This is a genomic window from Rhodococcus sp. NPDC059968 (assembly GCF_042738615.1).
Lineage (GTDB): Bacteria > Actinomycetota > Actinomycetes > Mycobacteriales > Mycobacteriaceae > Rhodococcus_F.
The window spans coordinates 57,074-72,420 of the sequence record NZ_JBHWUE010000043.1 but is presented as its reverse complement, the minus strand read 5'-3'; the positions used below and the strand labels follow the sequence as shown (position 1 = coordinate 72,420).

The 15,347-nt window shown below is 71.3% G+C and carries 12 protein-coding genes and 1 pseudogene; 6 read left to right on the top strand and 7 right to left on the bottom strand.

Annotated features, from left to right (window positions below; translation table 11 throughout):
- Window positions 1–84 precede the first annotated feature (84 nt).
- Entirely contained in the window at window positions 85–483 is a 399-nt protein-coding gene (locus tag ACFWAY_RS29465; RefSeq protein ID WP_378513049.1) for a hypothetical protein, read from the top strand.
- Here ACFWAY_RS29465 and ACFWAY_RS29460 read toward each other — a convergent pair.
- Together ACFWAY_RS29460 and ACFWAY_RS29455 are read right to left on the bottom strand one after the other, a co-directional pair.
- Window positions 449–3,796 carry an ATP-dependent helicase gene (locus tag ACFWAY_RS29460; RefSeq protein WP_378513048.1) on the bottom strand — a complete coding sequence of 1,116 codons (3,348 nt, stop codon included), beginning with the start codon at window positions 3,794–3,796 and terminating at the stop codon, window positions 449–451. The genes ACFWAY_RS29465 and ACFWAY_RS29460 overlap by 35 nt on opposite strands.
- On the bottom strand, window positions 3,793–7,089 hold the full coding sequence (locus ACFWAY_RS29455) for an ATP-dependent helicase (RefSeq protein ID WP_378513047.1): 3,297 nt from the start codon (window positions 7,087–7,089) through the stop codon (window positions 3,793–3,795). Before ACFWAY_RS29455 ends, ACFWAY_RS29460 begins: the two co-directional genes overlap by 4 nt.
- A gap of 56 nt (window positions 7,090–7,145) precedes the next feature.
- Between ACFWAY_RS29455 and ACFWAY_RS29450 the strand changes: the two genes are divergently transcribed.
- Window positions 7,146–7,931: an alpha/beta fold hydrolase gene (locus ACFWAY_RS29450; RefSeq protein WP_378513046.1), complete on the top strand. Its 786-nt coding sequence runs from the start codon at window positions 7,146–7,148 to the stop codon at window positions 7,929–7,931.
- Entirely contained in the window at window positions 7,931–8,239 is a 309-nt protein-coding gene (locus tag ACFWAY_RS29445) for an MGMT family protein (RefSeq protein ID WP_378513045.1), read from the top strand. The genes ACFWAY_RS29450 and ACFWAY_RS29445 overlap by 1 nt, the downstream gene beginning before the upstream one ends.
- A gap of 12 nt (window positions 8,240–8,251) precedes the next feature.
- On the opposite strand, the pseudogene ACFWAY_RS29440 reads toward ACFWAY_RS29445, so the two are convergent.
- Window positions 8,252–8,978: pseudogene (locus ACFWAY_RS29440) on the bottom strand (lipase family protein).
- Between the two features lie 79 nt (window positions 8,979–9,057).
- Here ACFWAY_RS29440 and ACFWAY_RS29435 point away from each other — a divergent pair.
- Entirely contained in the window at window positions 9,058–9,231 is a 174-nt protein-coding gene (locus ACFWAY_RS29435; RefSeq protein WP_378513059.1) for a hypothetical protein, read from the top strand.
- 392 nt (window positions 9,232–9,623) lie between these two features.
- Here the strand turns inward: ACFWAY_RS29435 and ACFWAY_RS29430 are convergent, their stop codons facing one another.
- Window positions 9,624–11,069 carry a PLP-dependent aminotransferase family protein gene (locus ACFWAY_RS29430; RefSeq protein WP_378513044.1) on the bottom strand — a complete coding sequence of 482 codons (1,446 nt, stop codon included), beginning with the start codon at window positions 11,067–11,069 and terminating at the stop codon, window positions 9,624–9,626.
- A gap of 61 nt (window positions 11,070–11,130) precedes the next feature.
- Between ACFWAY_RS29430 and ACFWAY_RS29425 the strand changes: the two genes are divergently transcribed.
- Entirely contained in the window at window positions 11,131–11,256 is a 126-nt protein-coding gene (locus ACFWAY_RS29425) for a hypothetical protein (protein ID WP_378456664.1), read from the top strand.
- Between the two features lie 22 nt (window positions 11,257–11,278).
- Window positions 11,279–13,027 carry an NTP transferase domain-containing protein gene (locus ACFWAY_RS29420; RefSeq protein ID WP_378513043.1) on the top strand — a complete coding sequence of 583 codons (1,749 nt, stop codon included), beginning with the start codon at window positions 11,279–11,281 and terminating at the stop codon, window positions 13,025–13,027.
- A 4-nt stretch (window positions 13,028–13,031) separates the two neighbouring features.
- Here ACFWAY_RS29420 and ACFWAY_RS29415 read toward each other — a convergent pair whose 3' ends face one another.
- The 3 genes from ACFWAY_RS29415 to nirD are packed head-to-tail and all read right to left on the bottom strand — an operon-like array spanning window position 13,032 to window position 15,288.
- Window positions 13,032–13,736 carry a sirohydrochlorin chelatase gene (locus tag ACFWAY_RS29415; protein ID WP_378513042.1) on the bottom strand — a complete coding sequence of 235 codons (705 nt, stop codon included), beginning with the start codon at window positions 13,734–13,736 and terminating at the stop codon, window positions 13,032–13,034.
- Window positions 13,733–14,890, bottom strand: a complete 1,158-nt coding sequence (locus tag ACFWAY_RS29410) for a uroporphyrinogen-III synthase (RefSeq protein ID WP_378456667.1) — start codon at window positions 14,888–14,890, stop codon at window positions 13,733–13,735. Before ACFWAY_RS29410 ends, ACFWAY_RS29415 begins: the two co-directional genes overlap by 4 nt.
- Complete coding sequence (gene nirD / locus ACFWAY_RS29405; protein ID WP_378513041.1) at window positions 14,887–15,288, bottom strand: nitrite reductase small subunit NirD; 402 nt, start codon at window positions 15,286–15,288, stop codon at window positions 14,887–14,889. Before nirD ends, ACFWAY_RS29410 begins: the two co-directional genes overlap by 4 nt.
- Between the last annotated feature and the right edge of the window lie 59 nt (window positions 15,289–15,347).

Sequence of the window (15,347 nt, the reverse complement as noted above, 5' to 3'; positions counted from 1 at the left end):
CTGGCAGCCTATCCCCGATTGCGCCATCGGTGACATGTCGGAGCCTCGTTGTCGCGAACCGAGTTGTTCGGGCAAGCTGGCGTCATGCAACGAGAGAGCCCCACACCACGACCGAGCCAGAAGCCCGCACTCCGCCTTGCCGCGCTGCTGCTCGGCGCGGGCACGATGCATTTCGTCGCCCCCAAGTTCTTCGACTCCATCGTCCCCACCCAGCTTCCGGGCGAGGCCCGCACCTACACGTACGTGTCGGGGGTGGGCGAGCTCGCCATCGGTACCGCGCTCGCCGTGCCGCGAACCCGCAGGCTCGGTGGCGGCCTCGCTGCTCTGCTGTTCGTCGCCGTCTTCCCCGCCAACGTCAACATGGCGGTGGACTGGCTGAAGAGCTCCAAGACGACGAACGTGCAGAAAGCCGGTGCACTGCTGCGCCTTCCGTTGCAGATCCCGCTGGTCACCGAGTCGCTGAAGGCTCGGCGTCAGGCCTGATCTCCGCTTCGGAAGAACCGGCCGAACGGAGCAGACGGGCGAGCGCGTCGGCGTCGGGCAGGTGGTCCGGCGCGATCGTCCGTCCGGTCCGCACGTAGTGGAACGCGGCGCGCACCCGCTCGATCGGAACGTCCACCAGCTCGGCCCACGCCAGCCGGTACGCGGCCAACTGCATCACGACGGCCTTCTCGTTGGCCGCGCTCGGTTCGGCTCCGGTCTTCCAGTCGATCACCGTCCACCCGCCGTCGGGGTCGGTGAACACCGCGTCGATCCGGCCGCGCAGCACGGTCCCGGCCACCGACGTCTCGAACGGCACCTCGACCTCGGTCGGGTTGCGGTCGGCCCAGGACGAGCGCAGGAACGCATCCTGCAGGGTCGCGAGGTCGATGTCCGGGCCCGCACCCGTGTCGGCGGCACCGGGCAGCTCGTCGAGGTCGAGCAGCCGGGTGGCCCCGAAGCGGCGCTCCACCCAGGCGTGGAACGCGGTGCCGCGCCGGGCCAGCGGATTCGGCGGGTACGGCAGCGGACGCCGCAGCCGGGCGGCCAGGGCGTCCGGGTCGGCTTCGAGTTCGACGAGCTGGCTCACCGACAACTGACCGGGCAACACCACCTCGGTGCGGGCGTTCGCCCGCGCTTCCCGCTCCGCGAGAAGGGCGTCGACGTCGGCTGCCCAGTTCTCGGGATCGTCGTCCTCGCCGGCCGGCACCGGCTCACCGACGCTCTTCAGCGCCGCGACGACCAGCGCCGCGCCCCGCTCGACCGACTCGCGGCGGATCCCGAGCGGATCCCGCGGCCACACCGCCGACTTGGGGGTACTGGTCAGCGGGTTCTGCTCCTCGGGTTCTGGTGCGGGCGCCCAGATGTCGACGACCCCTATTCCCTCGTGCTCCTCGTCGGTCACGGTTTCGCGTAGTTCGGTGAGGAACTCCGACGGACCCTTCGGCTCGGTTCCCGATTCTGCCCAGTGGTGACCCGAAGCGAACAGCACCCGTTCGGTCCGGGTGAGTGCGACGTAGAACAACCGGCGGTCCTCGTCGAGTTTGCGCGCGGCCAGCGCCGCCTTGTGGGCCTTCACGGTCTCCTCGAGGTCTTTCCGGTCGTACAGGTTCTCGAGTTCGAGAACGGGCACGCCGTCTGCCGACTCCCCCGGCCGCGCACGATCGCCGCGCAGTGAGGGCGGCAGTTCACCGACGGCACCGAGCCAGGACCCGGACGCCGTCCGCGACGGAAAGACGCCGGCCGTGAGGTGCGGTACCGCCACCACTTCCCACTCCAGCCCCTTGGCGGAGTGCACCGTCAGCACCTGGACGCGGTGCGGATCCACCTCGACTTCGCCCGGCGCCAAACCTTTTTCGACCGATTCCGCGGCGGACAGGAACGCGAGCAGGCCGGTGACGGTGGCCGACGTGCGGCTCGCGTATCCGGCGACGACGTCGGCGAAGGCGTCGAGATGTTCACGGCCGGCACTCCCCTGCGCCGACCGACGCGTCCGGGCCTGTGCCTCGATGCCGATACCCAGCGCCCGTTCGACCTCGGCCACCAGCTCGGTGAGTGGCTGCCCGATCCGCTCACGCAGAGACGCCAACTCCGCCGCGACGGCGGTGATCCGCGCGTAGCCGACCTGCGAATAACGTTCGGCGGGACCGGGATCCGCCAGTGCGTCCGCCAGCCCGGCCTGCTCCGCGTGTTCACCGGGAAGCGCCTCGCCGACGGCGTCGGCCAGAGCGGACGAATCGGTGACGGCGCCGGTGGTGCCGTAGCCGGTTCCGATGGCCAGTTCGGAGGCTCGCCGCGACAGCGCCGTAAGGTCGGCCGCCCCGATCTGCCATCTCGCCCCGGTCAGCATCCGCACGGCGGCACTGCCCGCCATCGGGTCGGCGACCACCCGGAGCATCGCGATCACGTCGGCCACCTCGGGCGTGTGGAGCAGTCCGCCGAGACCGACCACTTCGACCGGCAGCCCCCGGGACCGCAGGACCTCCGCGATCGGTGCGGCGTCCGCGTTGCGGCGGATCAGCACCGCGGCGGTCGGTGGGTCCTCGTCCCGGCTCGTGGCGTCCGCGTACTGTTCGGCGATGCGGTCGGCCACCCATTCGCGTTCCTGCACGACGTCACCTGTGAGGGCCAGCCGCACATCGCCCGGGACGGCCTGTGGTCGTGCCCGCAGCGTGCTGACCGGCACGCCCCGCTCACGCAGGGACGCCGACGCCATGTTGGCCAGCGCCAGGGCCTCCGGCGGGTTGCGCCAGCTCGTGAGCAGTTCCAGGGTCGGCGCCGGATCTCCGTTCGCCAGCGGGAAATCCGTCGCGAAGCGGGGCAGGTTGGCCGCCGAGGCACCACGCCAGCCGTAGATCGACTGCATGGGGTCGCCCACCGCGGTGAGCGCGAGTTCGCCGTCGAGACCGCCGCCGAACAGCGACGACAGGAGCACCCGCTGCGAGTGTCCCGTGTCCTGGTATTCGTCGAGGAGCACCACCCGGAAACGTGTGCGCTCGGCGAGTCCGACCTCGGGATGGTCCGCGGCGACCCGTGCCGCCAGCGACATCTGGCTGCCGAAGTCGAGCGCACCTTCCCGGCGCAGCGTGTCCGCGAGACGCTGCACCAGCGGAAGAAGCTCCACCCGGCGGTGCTGGGTGTCGAGGATGTCGAGCAGTTCCTTGCCGGGGCCGCCGCGCTGCCGCGGTCCGGCGGGCAGGGTGTGGACGAGCTTGTCGAGCTCGGTGTGCGCCTCCCGCAAATCGTCCGGTTCGACGAGGTGCTCGGCCAGTTGCCCGGACAGCGCGAGCACGGCTTCGGTGACGGACGCCGGGTTCCGGTCGGTGTCGAGGTCGCCGTCCCACGAGCTGACCACCCGGTGCGCCAGCTGCCACAGTTCCGTCTCCGACAGGAGCGTCGCCGACGGTTCGATGGGCAGCAGGAGCCCGTGCTCGGACAGCAGTCGCCCGGCATAGGAGTGGTAGGTGCTGACTTCCGGTTCGCCCGCGAGGATCCGCGATCGCAGGTCGCCGCCCGGGTCGACCCTGCGGAGCAGGTCCGACCCCGCCAGCCGGGCAAGGCGTTTCCTGATCCGGGCGGTCAGCTGCTGCGCCGCCTTGCGGGTGAACGTCAGCCCCAGCACCGCCTCGGGGTCGACGACACCGTTGGCCACCAGCCAGACGACGCGGGCCGCCATCGTCTCGGTCTTGCCCGCGCCTGCCCCCGCGACGACGAGGGTCGGGCCGAGGGGGGCCGCGATGACTGCGGCCTGCTCCGGAGTCGGTGGGTGCTGCCCCAGGCCGATAGCGAGTTCCACCGGGTCGATACGGATCATCATTCCGACGTCACCTGCCGTCCCTCGTCGTGCGCGGGGCAACTCGTGCGCACCGGGCAGTGCCGGCAACCGTCGTTGACGCGGGCGAGGAACTCCGGCCCCTTGGTGGCCGCCGCTGCCGCGTGGATGACCGCGAGCGACGTCTCGAGGTCCTCGTCCGACAGCGGTGCCTGCACCCGCTGGGTCGCGCCTTCCTTCTTGTGCGGTTTGGCGACGAAGACCAGCCGCGCACCACCCGGTTTCGACGCCGGCTCCCCGTCGATCGCGCCGGTCGCCGCCGCCACCTGGTACGCCGCCAGCTGGGCGTGCTGCTGGGCGTCGTCCTTGGTGACCGGTGAGCGGGCGGTCTTCACGTCGACGATGACGGGCCTGCCCTCGGCATCGCGCTCGAGCCGGTCTATCCGCCCCCGCAGCCGGATCGTCGGGGAACCCTCTTCCCGCGGTTCCAGGACGCCGTCGACCGCCACCTCGACGCCAACCTCGGTGAGTTCGGACCGGGTGTTGCCCAGCCAGGAAGTGAACGTGGCGAGCATGTCCCGGGTGCGGTCGAGTTCGCGCCGTGAGTACCACTGAGATCCCAGATCGATCGACTCCCAGGCGTTCTCGAGCGCGCGTTCCACCTGATCGGGCGGGATCCGCCCGGCGAGCGCCTGCACCAGCGTATGCACGAGCGTACCGGCGATGGCGTGGGTGTTGTCTCCGTCCGTCCCGCCGTGGCGTTCGAGCAGCCACCGCAACGGGCACGTGTTGAGCAGGTCGATGGTGGACGGCGACAGCGACACCGGCCCGTCCTCCTCGTTCCACAACGCCACGCCGGTGCTCGGTTCGGCGGTGCCGTACCACTGGTCCGGGTGTGCGCCGCGCACTCCGGCTTCGGCGAGCCGGGCGAGTTGGCGCGCCGCGCGTTCCTGTCGGGCGGGATCGGATTCCGCGACGTCCGGATCGCAGACCACGCTGCGCAATTCGGCGACGAGGGCGGGCAGGGCCAGGACCCGGGTCGCCGGATCCTCCGCATGCACGACCGCCTCCTCGACGTCCGAATCCTGGTCTCCGGCGAGCAGTTCGTCGACGAATCGGGAGTGGACGAGATCGGCGTCGCCGCTGGCCGAGTCGACCGCGGTGACGAGCAGACTCCGCCTCGCCCGGCTGCACGCCACCAGAAACAGCCTGCGTTCCTCGGCCAGAAGCGGTGCGGTGCGCGACATCCGGTCGGCGGCCGTCTCGCTGCCGTCGGACACTCCGGCCGTCAGGTCGATCAGCGCCTCGGTGCCGAGCAGGCTTCCGCGGGCCCGCAGACTCGGCCACAACCCTTCCTGCACACCCGCGACCGCGACGACATCCCATTCGCGGCCGGCAGCCGAGTGGGCGCTGAGCACCGAGACGGCGTCGACCGGAACGGCGGAGACGTTCCGCGTGGTGGGAATGGCCTGCCCGGTGAGGTAGTCGACGAACCCGGCGAGCTGCGCGCGCGGGAGGCGGTCGACGTAACTCGCCGCGGCGTCGAACAGGGCGACCACGGCGTCGAGGTCGCGGTCGGCCTGTGCCCCGATCGGACCCCCGCGAGCGGAGGCCGCCGACCAGCGGCGTTCGAGTCCGGTGGCCTGCCATGCCGCCCACAGAACGTCCTCGATGCCGCGCCCACGGTCCAGGGGCACCTTCGCCTTGCGCAGCACGGACAGCACCCGGTTCAGGGATGCCGCTTCGACGTCGGTCAGCTTGGCCGTGACCCTGCGGGTGCTGTCGGTCTCGCCCACCAGTACGAGACGGAGGAGCTCCGCGGAGTCGCGGTCGCCGCCGGACGCCAGCTCGGCGCGCCGCAGTCCCCGGCGAAGACGCCGGAGCGCCACGGGTTCTGCGCCGCCGACCGGGCCGGCGAGCAGGGCGAGAGCGTCCTCGCCCGTGAATTCCTGCCCCGACAGTGCCCGCAGCACCAGCATCAGTCCCGACACCCCGTGCTGACGGGCCAGCGGCAACTCGGACGCCGCGGTGGTGACAGGCACACCCGCACCCAGCAGGGCGCGGCGCAGCGGCGCGAGGGCGCGCGGCACCGAGCGCACGATCACCGCCATCTCCGACCACGGCACCCCGTCGAGGAGGTGGGCGCGACGCAGGGTGTCGGCGATGAGCGCAGCCTCCTTCGCCGCCGTGCTCAGGACCCGGACCGACGTCCGTCCGCCGTCCTGCGCCGGGCTCCAGATCCGATGCGGCAGATGACCCGGAAGCCGAGACGTGATCCGGGCCGCCGTGGTCGCGACCTCCGCCGAACTGCGAAAGTTGACCGGTAGCAACACCTGCCGGGGATCGCCCTTGTCGGCCAGCTCGGCGAGGAATGTCGGGTCTGCTCCGCGAAAGCCGTAGATCGACTGGTCCGGGTCGCCGGCGACGACCGTGGTGCGGGTACCGGTGCCGACGAGCCGGACGAGTTCCGCGGCCTGCGGATCGAGGTGCTGGGCGTCGTCGACGAGCAGGTGCCGCACCCGGGCCCGCTCCGTGCGCAGCAGGTCCGGGTCGGTGGCGAAGGCGGTGAGGGCCGCACCGATGAGTTCGGCGGCGTCCAGCGCAGGCGCCGTGGCCTCGGGGGCCTCGACACCGACGGCACCGCGTAGCAGCATGCCGTGCTCGTACCGGGCGGCGAACATTCCCGCCGCCACCCACTCGGGACGGGCGTGCCGCTGTCCCAGCCTGATCAGATCTTCGGGGCCGAGACCGCGCTCGCTCGAGCGCAGCATGAGGTCGCGCAGTTCGACGGCGAAGCCGCCCAGTGCCAGTGCGGGACGCAGACGTTCGGGCCACATCTCGCCGCCGTCCGCGATGTCGCCGTGCAGCATCTCGCGCAGCACGGCGTCCTGTTCGGCGCCGGTGATGAGGCGCGGGGGCGGATTTCCGTGGGCGGCGGCCTGCAGTCTCAGCACAGCGAAGGCGTAGGAGTGGACGGTGCGTACGAGTGGTTCGCGCGTGGCCCGGGGGCCGTGGTGTTCGTCGTGGCCGATGAGGGCGGCGGTGACCTCCTCGCGCACCCGGCTCGCCGCTCGCTTCGACTGCGTCAGGACGAGCACCGACTCCGGGTCTTCGCCGCCGGCGATCCGGTCCACCGCGACATCGACGAGAAGCGACGTCTTGCCCGTTCCCGGGCCGCCGAGCACCTGCCAGGGATTCCAGCCCAGGCCGAGGGACGGTGCGGTGAGGACCCGCCGCGTGGCGTCGTCCCACACCCGGGCCTCGCGGACCGGGTTCCGGCGGTGCACGAGCCTGGCACGGGGAACCGACGTCCTGGTGCGCACCGCCGATTCCGTCATGGGTGGCATTCCACCAGAACGGTCTGACATCTCGTGCAGCGACCCGATCCGGCATCATGGATCACGTGTCAGCACTGAATACGTACCTGTTCGGCGCCGAGGACGGCACGGAGATCCTCGCCCTGCACGGACTCTCCGGTCACGGCAGACGGTGGGAGGCGCTGGCCACCGACCAGCTGCCGGACGCCCGCTGGATCTCCCCCGACCTACTCGGGCACGGCCGCTCCACGTGGTCGCCGCCGTGGAACCTCGAGGCCCACGTCGCCAGCCTCGTCGACACGCTCGACGCACACGCCCACGGACCCGTCCTGGTCGTGGGCCACTCGTTCGGCTGCGCCCTGGCGCTGCACCTGTCGCGCGCAGTCCCCGACCGCGTCCGGGGACTCGTGCTGCTCGATCCCGCGATCGGGCTCGATCCCGAGCTGATGCAGTCCGTGGCGGATCTCACCATCTCCTCCCCCGACTACACCGACATCGCGGAGGCCCGGTCCGAGAAGGTACACGGCTCGTGGGGTGAAGTAGCCCGCGACGTCCTCGAGAACGAGATCGCCGAACACCTGGTGCCGCTGGCGAACGGCCGGGTCAACTGGCGACTGTCCACCCCCGCCGTCGTCACGGCGTGGGGCGAGCTCGCACGCGAGGCCATCCTGCCGCCCGCGCACCTGCCGACCGTCCTCGTGCAGGCGTCGAAGGTGCAGCCGCCGTACGTCACACCCGAGTTCCGCAAGGCTCTCACCGACCATCTGGGCGACAACCTCACCGCCGTCGACCTCGACTGCGATCACATGGTGCCGCAGGCCCGCCCCGACGAGGTCGCCGAGCTCGTCCGCACGCTCCTCTGATGGTCGCGACGACGGAGGAACAGGTCGAGGCGGTCCGCGCGCTGGTCGCGTCGATTCCACCCGGCCGGGTGGCCACCTACGGCGACATCGCCTCGGCGGCAGGGCTGTCCAGTGCGCGGACGGTCGGCTGGATCATGCGCACCGACTCCGCCGACCTCCCCTGGCACCGGGTGCTGGGCGCTTCGGGACGACCGGCGCCGCACCTCGCGCGCCGGCAGATCGCGAAGCTCGAACTCGAGGGTGTTCCCATCCGGGACGGCCGCGTGGATCTCGCGGCGGCCCGGCACCGGTTCGATCGGTCCGGCTGAGTCCCGCCCGCCTCAGCAGGTGCTCGGCGCGGGATCACCGCGGAACCGGGCGTCCATCCAGTCCAGCGCCTGGGGCAGTCCCAGCGCCGCCGCCGACAGGTGGTCGGGGGTCGGAGTGAGCAGCGTCTGCACCGGAGTGCCCGCGTCGCAGTACCGCCGCAGGGTGGTGTCGATCGAATCGACGGGGATCAGTGCGTCCGTCGGGCTGTGCCATTCGAAGATCGGCGTGGTGGGCACGCCCGGATACAGCTCCAGGCTGTTCTCCTCCATCACCTTCCACGCTTCCGGATCATCCATGAAGTTCTTGTTGTCGGTCATCTGTGATGCGCTGTGTCCGAGTCCGAACAGCATGATCTCGTTGGTACATCCGTTGCCGATCATCTGCTTCATCAAGCGGCCCTCATCGTTGAGCTGGCCGCTGACGTCGATGCGGTCCGGGTATTCGCGTTCCAGGCCCAGCGCGGCGGCCATCGCGAGACCGAACGCGGGGTGCGGGTTGGCGCCCAGTGCCTCCGCCATCTTCACCAGGTTCATCGGGGTTCCGCCCTCGGCGGCGCCGACGATGTTCAGTTCGGGGGCGTAGCTCGGTGCCAGCGCCGCCGCCCAGGCCGTGGCCATGCCGCCGCCGGAATATCCGCCCAGTCCGCTGGACGGCGCGGATGCCGTCGAGGGTGATCTGGCCACCGAGCTTCGCCGCGCCGTACGCCATCCTCGGTCCCAGATGGTCGGGCAGCGCCACTGCCCACCCGCGCGCGAGTGCGATGTTGAGTGCGGCGGCCTCGCGGATCTGGTGCAGGGGGTCGGTGGTGTAGAGCTCGGTGGCGATCTTGCACTTGTTGCCCAGCGAATTGATGATGTGCTGGTACGACACCAGCGGGCCGTCCTGGACGTGGTTCGGGGGCAGCACGTACGTGGTGTTCGCCGCGATCGGCCTGCCCTCGGAGTCGGTGGTCCGGAACAGCAGCTCCCACATCGCGCTACCGGGGAAGTAGTACGACGGCGGCAGCTGGCGGATCTTCAGGACGTCGCCCGGAGCATGGTCGGCGACATCCGTGGGTTGGATGTAGAAGGGGTCCGGGTCGGCGACGGGGAAGATGGCGTCGGCAGCGGGTGGAGACAGCAAGGGGGGCAACAGCAACGGTGGTTCTGCCGCGGAGGTGCCTGCGCCCACGAGGGCGGCAGTCATCGCGAGGACCGAGCCGAGTACAGCGGTGCCGAAGGATCTGCGGAACAACGAGCCCATGACATACCCCACAATTCAGCGAGCGGGTCGACGGCATCACTATGCCAGAGCGTCGATAAAGATCAGCACCTTTCCCGGTACCGAACTGGTCTCTGACTGATACTTGAATTCACGGGTACTTTGCCGTCGAACGCCCCCGCGTCACACGACGAGCGTCGGCGTCGCAGACATCGACGCGTCCCCGGACACGACCAGGGTGGCAAGGATATTCACGGCCGCGGTCAACTCGGACACCGGCCGCGTGAAGGGCAACCGCTGGTGGTCGTCGAACAGATGGCCGGTGCCGAATCGGGGTCCGGGAGCCAGTAGCAGGCCCCTCGACCGCGCGGCGGCGACGAGTTCCGTCGATCTCGTTCCGGCGGGGAGCATGCACCACAGGGACAGCCCCCCGGCGGGCAGCACGTACTCCCACCCGGGCAACCTCTCGTCGACCGCCGCCGCGAGCGCGTCCCGCTGCACCCCGAGGTCGCGGCGGCGCTGCGCGACCAGACGGTCGTGCCGGGCGAACAAGCGCACGGCCGCAAGCTGATCCAGCACCGAGACCGACAACTGCCTGCGCGCCATGATCTTCGCCATCTGCGCGGTACGGGCGGCCTCGGCGCGCACCCAGCCGATGCGGATACCACCCCACACGGTCTTGCTGAGACTGCCGATCGCCACCGTCGACGATTCCGGGACCGGGACGCCGAACGGCTCGAGGTCGTCCGAGCCGTCCAGCACGAGTTCCGCCGACACCTCGTCCACGACGGTCACCACGCCGTGGCGGGCCAGGGTCGCGGCCAGCCGCCGCCTGCCTTCGGGAGTCGCCCTGGCTCCCGAGGGATTGGAGAAGTCCGGCATCAGGTACGCCACCGTCGGGGCGCTCTGCCGCGCGGCCCGGTCCGCCTCGGCGACGAACGCGTCCGGGTCGGTCGCATCGATCGGCACCGGAACAGGCCTGCCGCCGGCCGCCTGCACGGACTCGACCGCGCCGGGGTAGGTCGGATGTTCGACCAGGACGCGATCGCCCGCCTCGACCAGAGCCTCGAACACCACCTCGGTGGCATCGCCCGCGCCACCGGTCACGAGGATCTGGTCCGCGGTGGTCGGGCGACCCCGGCGTGTGTAGTGGCCTGCGATCGCCGCCCGGAGCGTCGTCAGTCCGCCGGGATGGTATCCGTGCTGGGGCATGAAACGGGGCAACTCGTCGACGGCGTCCAGGTAGGCCTCCCTGAGCTCGGGGGCGGCTGCCGGCGCGGCGTTGACGAGGTCGATGACACCGTCCACCGGCGCGCCCACCATGCTTCCCCACGCCGGCGGTCCCGACGGCATCGCCACGAATGTCCCCGATCCGTGGCGCGCCGACGCCCAACCGGCCTCGCGCAGTTCGCGATACGCGGCACTGACGGTCACCCGGCTGAGCCGGAGCTCCTCCGCGAGGGCCCGTTCGGCGGGCAGCCGGACTCCCACGGCCATCGACCCGTCGGCGACCCTCTCGCGGAGGGCGTCGGCGAGCCCGCGGTACAGCGGTTGTCCGCCGGTGGGCGCCGCACCGAGCAGCACCGCCAACTCGGCTGCCGACACGGTTCGGACTGGTTCAACACTCATACAGGCCACTTTCCCACAGAGGACTGGAAATTGCGGGCCACTTTGCACCGACAATCGATACATGTTGGTAATTGGAATCCTCTTCGCCCTCAGCCTAGCGTCGGTGGCCTGGCTCTGCGTCAGCACGGCGCACGGCGGACGGTCCGGGCTCGCCGGACCTCCGCGCAGCCACCTGCACAGCGACTGAGGGTGTGCGGCAGCATGAGGGAATGAACTCTGCCGCACCCGTTCACGCGATCGTCCTCGCCGGTGGACGAGCCACCCGGATGGGCGGCGTCGACAAGCCGGCCGTGGTGGTCGGCGGACGCCGGATGCTCGACACCGCTCTCGACGCCGTCGACGACTGTGAGCGCATCGTCGTCGTGGGACCCCGGCGCGCCGACCTGGATTCGACGGTGCTCCAGACGCAGGAGACGCCCCCGGGCGCCGGACCGGTCGCAGGGGTGGCCGCCGGACTCGCGGTGCTCGACGCCGAACCGGAAGACCGGGTGATTCTGCTCGCGTCGGACCTGCCGTTCGCGGAACCCACGATGGTGGAGGCCCTCGCCGCCGCCGTGCAGGGCGCCGACACCGTGTTCGCGATCGACGAGTCGGGCCGCCTGCAGTTCCTGTTGTCCGCGTGGCGCGTCGGCGCGCTGACCGATCGTGTGCGCTCGCTCGGGTCGGCGGTCAATCAGCCCATGAAGGCGCTCGTTCCGGACACGTTCGACACGGTCCTCTTCCGCGGCGTCACCGACTGCGACACACCGGAGGACGTCGAGCGGGCCCGGAGCAGGGCCGCGGCGACGCCGGTCACGGTCGCCGAGGCCAGGAACGCGATCCTTACGACTGTCCCCCCACTCCCACCGCGGTCCGCGGCGCTCGGCACGTCGCTCGGCGCCACACTCGCCGAGCCGCTGCTCGCCGCCGAAGCTCTGCCGCGCATCGCCGTCTCAGCCATGGACGGATACGCCGTCGCAGGCGACGGTCCGTGGGTGCTGCGCGACGACATCCGGTATGCGGGAAGCTCCGAGGAACTCGAGCTGACGGAGGGCGAGGCGGCCCGGATCGCGACGGGAGCGCACCTCCCCAGCGGCGCCACCGCCGTCGTGCGGGACGAATTCGCCATGGCGACAGACACATCCGAGGGACCGCGACTGTCCCGCAGGGAGGACGCCCCCGTGCGCGACGACGCGCGGCGGCGCGGCGAGGACTGGCACGAGGGGTACCGGCTCGCGGTGGAGGGCACGGCCGTCACGCCCGCCCTCGTCTCCGCCGCCGCGAGCGCGGAGGTGACCACCGCGGGGGTCCGCGGACCCGTCCGCGCGCACGTGGTGGTGACGGGAGACGAGATCCGGCGGGAAGGTCCGCTGCGACGAGGGCAGACGCGGGACGCTCTGGGACCCGTTCTCCCCCAGTTCCTCTCGTGGTGCGGCATCCGGACGGTCGCGGACACCCACCTGCGGGACACGTCCGACAGCTTCGACGAACTGTTCCGGGAAGTCCGCCAGCCCGATCTGATCGTGATCGTCGGAGCCACCGGCGGCGGCGCGGCCGACCAGTTGCGTGCCGCGCTCGACCGGGCGGAGGCCAGGATCGTGGTGGGGCGGGTGCGGTGCCGACCGGGCGGTTCGCAGGTGACCGCACTGCTGCCCGACGGACGGGTGGTGCTCGGGCTGCCCGGGAACCCGTACGCCGCGGTCGTGACGCTCCTGACCACGGTTCCGTCCATCGCCGCCGCACTCACGGGTCGCATCCCGTCACCGCGTCAGCTGGCGCGGATCGCGAATGCGTCCGAGGTCAGTGGTGACGCCACCCGGATCCTGCCCGCGGTCCCGCAACCGGACGGCACGTGGCGCGTCGACCCCGGAATCCGGACCGCGCATCTCGCCGGCCTGATCGACCGCGACGCGCTGGCGCTGGTCCCAGCGGGGGCGGCCGACGGTGATCTGGCCGAGCTGGTGCCGCTACCGCGCTGACAGGTCAGCGCTGGAACGACAGTGTGCGCAGCGCGGCCGGAATTCCGCTGCGGTAGCGCTCCGCCACGAGGTCGACGATGGCCGGATCGACACCGAGCGGCTCGGCCACTCCGTCCGCTCCGGCATCGGCGAGACGCGCGTGGAACAGTCCGTGGGCCAGGAGATACGACGCGACGAACACGCGCTTCTCGCCGCCCGCACGCAATCCGGCCACCACGTCGGGGACGCGCGGCTGCGCTGTCGCCACGTACCCGATCCGGACCCGCGACGCCACGAGTTCCGACAGCAGCGCCGCGGCGCGCCGGACGTCACGCAGGGCCCGCGGGTCGGACGATCCGGCCGCGGCGAGCACGACCGCGTCGCCGGGCCGCCAGCCCGCGTCGACGAGACGCCGCAGCAGGACCTCCGCGAGAACGGGGTCCGGTCCCAGCGCCCGGGTCACGGCCGCCGAGGGGTGACCACTGTCCGCGACTTCCCGCGGTACATCGGTGTGGACGTGGTAACCCGACGCGAGGAACGCCGGCACCACGACGGCGGGGCCGGGGATGTCGCGGAGCACCTCGGCAGGCGACGGCCCGAGAACGTCCACGAAGGACACCCGGGTGGGTCCGACCTGCTCGGCGACGGCGTCGGCGAGCGCGGCGATCATCTCCACGCCTCGGGGACTCCGCGTTCCGTGTGCCACCAGTACCAGTGCTGTCTCGTTCATTGCTGTCCCTCCTCACGTGAATCGACGCAGTCGACGGGATCGAGAGCGAGGCGGTATCCCCGCTTGACCACCGTCTGGACGGCTTTCGGTGCACCCAGGGACGCGCGCAGCCTCGCCACGGCCGTCTCCACGGCGTGGGTGTCGCCGCCGCCACCGGGCAGCGCTGCGAGCAGTTCGTCCCGCGGAACGACCCGGCCCGGACGGGCGCCGAGCGTGCGCATCAGCGACATCGCGGCGGGGGGCAGCTGCCGCACCTCGCCGTCGACGACGACGCAGCCGCCGCGGATGCTCAGCTCGTGTCCGGCGGTCTGGATCTTGTTCGCCCGTCTCGGCAGCTCGTCGGCGATGTGCCGGGCGAGCGCCCCCAGCCGCGAGCGCGCCGGCATCGTCGTCGGCACCTCGAGTTCGCGCAGCGGTCCGGCGGTCACCGGCCCCACGCAGGCCGCGAGAACTCGGTGCCGGAACGAGTGCAGCACCATCTCGATCATTCCGGTCTCCTTGGCGCGGGTCAGCAGCGAGGCCACCGCCGGTGCGCTGGTGAAGCTGACCGCGTCCAGCCCGCCGGAGGCGATCAGTTCGATCATCCGGTCCATCGGGGCCTGGTCCTCGAGCGGCGTCCACCGGTAGACGGGGACGGCGATCACGTCGGCGCCCGCGCAGCGGAGCACCTCGCAGAAGTCGGCGACCGGCTCCCATTCCGTGGTGGCACCGTGCAGCTGGACCGCGATGCGCTTGCCGTCGACGCCCTCACCGAGCAGGTGATCGAGCACCTCCGCCGACGACTCCGAGGCGGGCGACCACTCTTCCCGCAGGTCCGCGGCCCGGATCGCACCCTTCGCCTTGGGTCCGCGGGCCAGCAGGCGGCTCGACGCCAGTGCCCGGCCCAGCTCCTCCGCTTCACCCCAGCCGTCCGCGGCCTCCATCCAGCCGCGGAAGCCGATCCCCGTCGTCGCGACGACGATCTCCGGCGGATTGTCGATGATCTGGCGTGTGACGCGCTCGAGTTCCGTGTCGTCGGCCAACGGGATGATGCGGATGGCCGGAGCGTGCACCACGGTGGCACCGCGCCGCGTCAGCAGCGTGGCGAATTCTTCCGCGCGCCGGGACGCCGTGATCCCGATCGTGAACCCGCACAGCGGCGCGTCGTCGTTCACGCGTTCGTGCTGTGAACCTGGACGACGCCGGCCCACACCCGCACGTCGTACACGGGCAGCCGCACCGACTCGTCGTCGAGGCAGCGACCGTCGACCAGCGAGAAAACCTGCTTGAGCAGCGGCGACGCCACGGTGGGCTCGCCGGCCCGGTCACCCACGAGGCCGCGGGACATCACGGCGGCGCGCCCGAACGGGTCGATGTTGCCCACGGCGCGCAGTGATCCGTCCTCGAGCAGGAACAGTGCCACCTGCTCCCCGCCCCGCAGCAGAACCGCCACCCCGAGACCGGGAATCAGCTGGCTGAGCGGACACGCGGACGTCCATTCGAGACGGCCTGACTTGACGCTCTCACGCCTGGTTCCACTGGCACCGTGCACGTTCATGTCGACGACGGTCATCACAGTCCTCCTTCGGGCTGGTGTGTATCCGTGCTTGGATACATCGTTCGTGGTCGGTG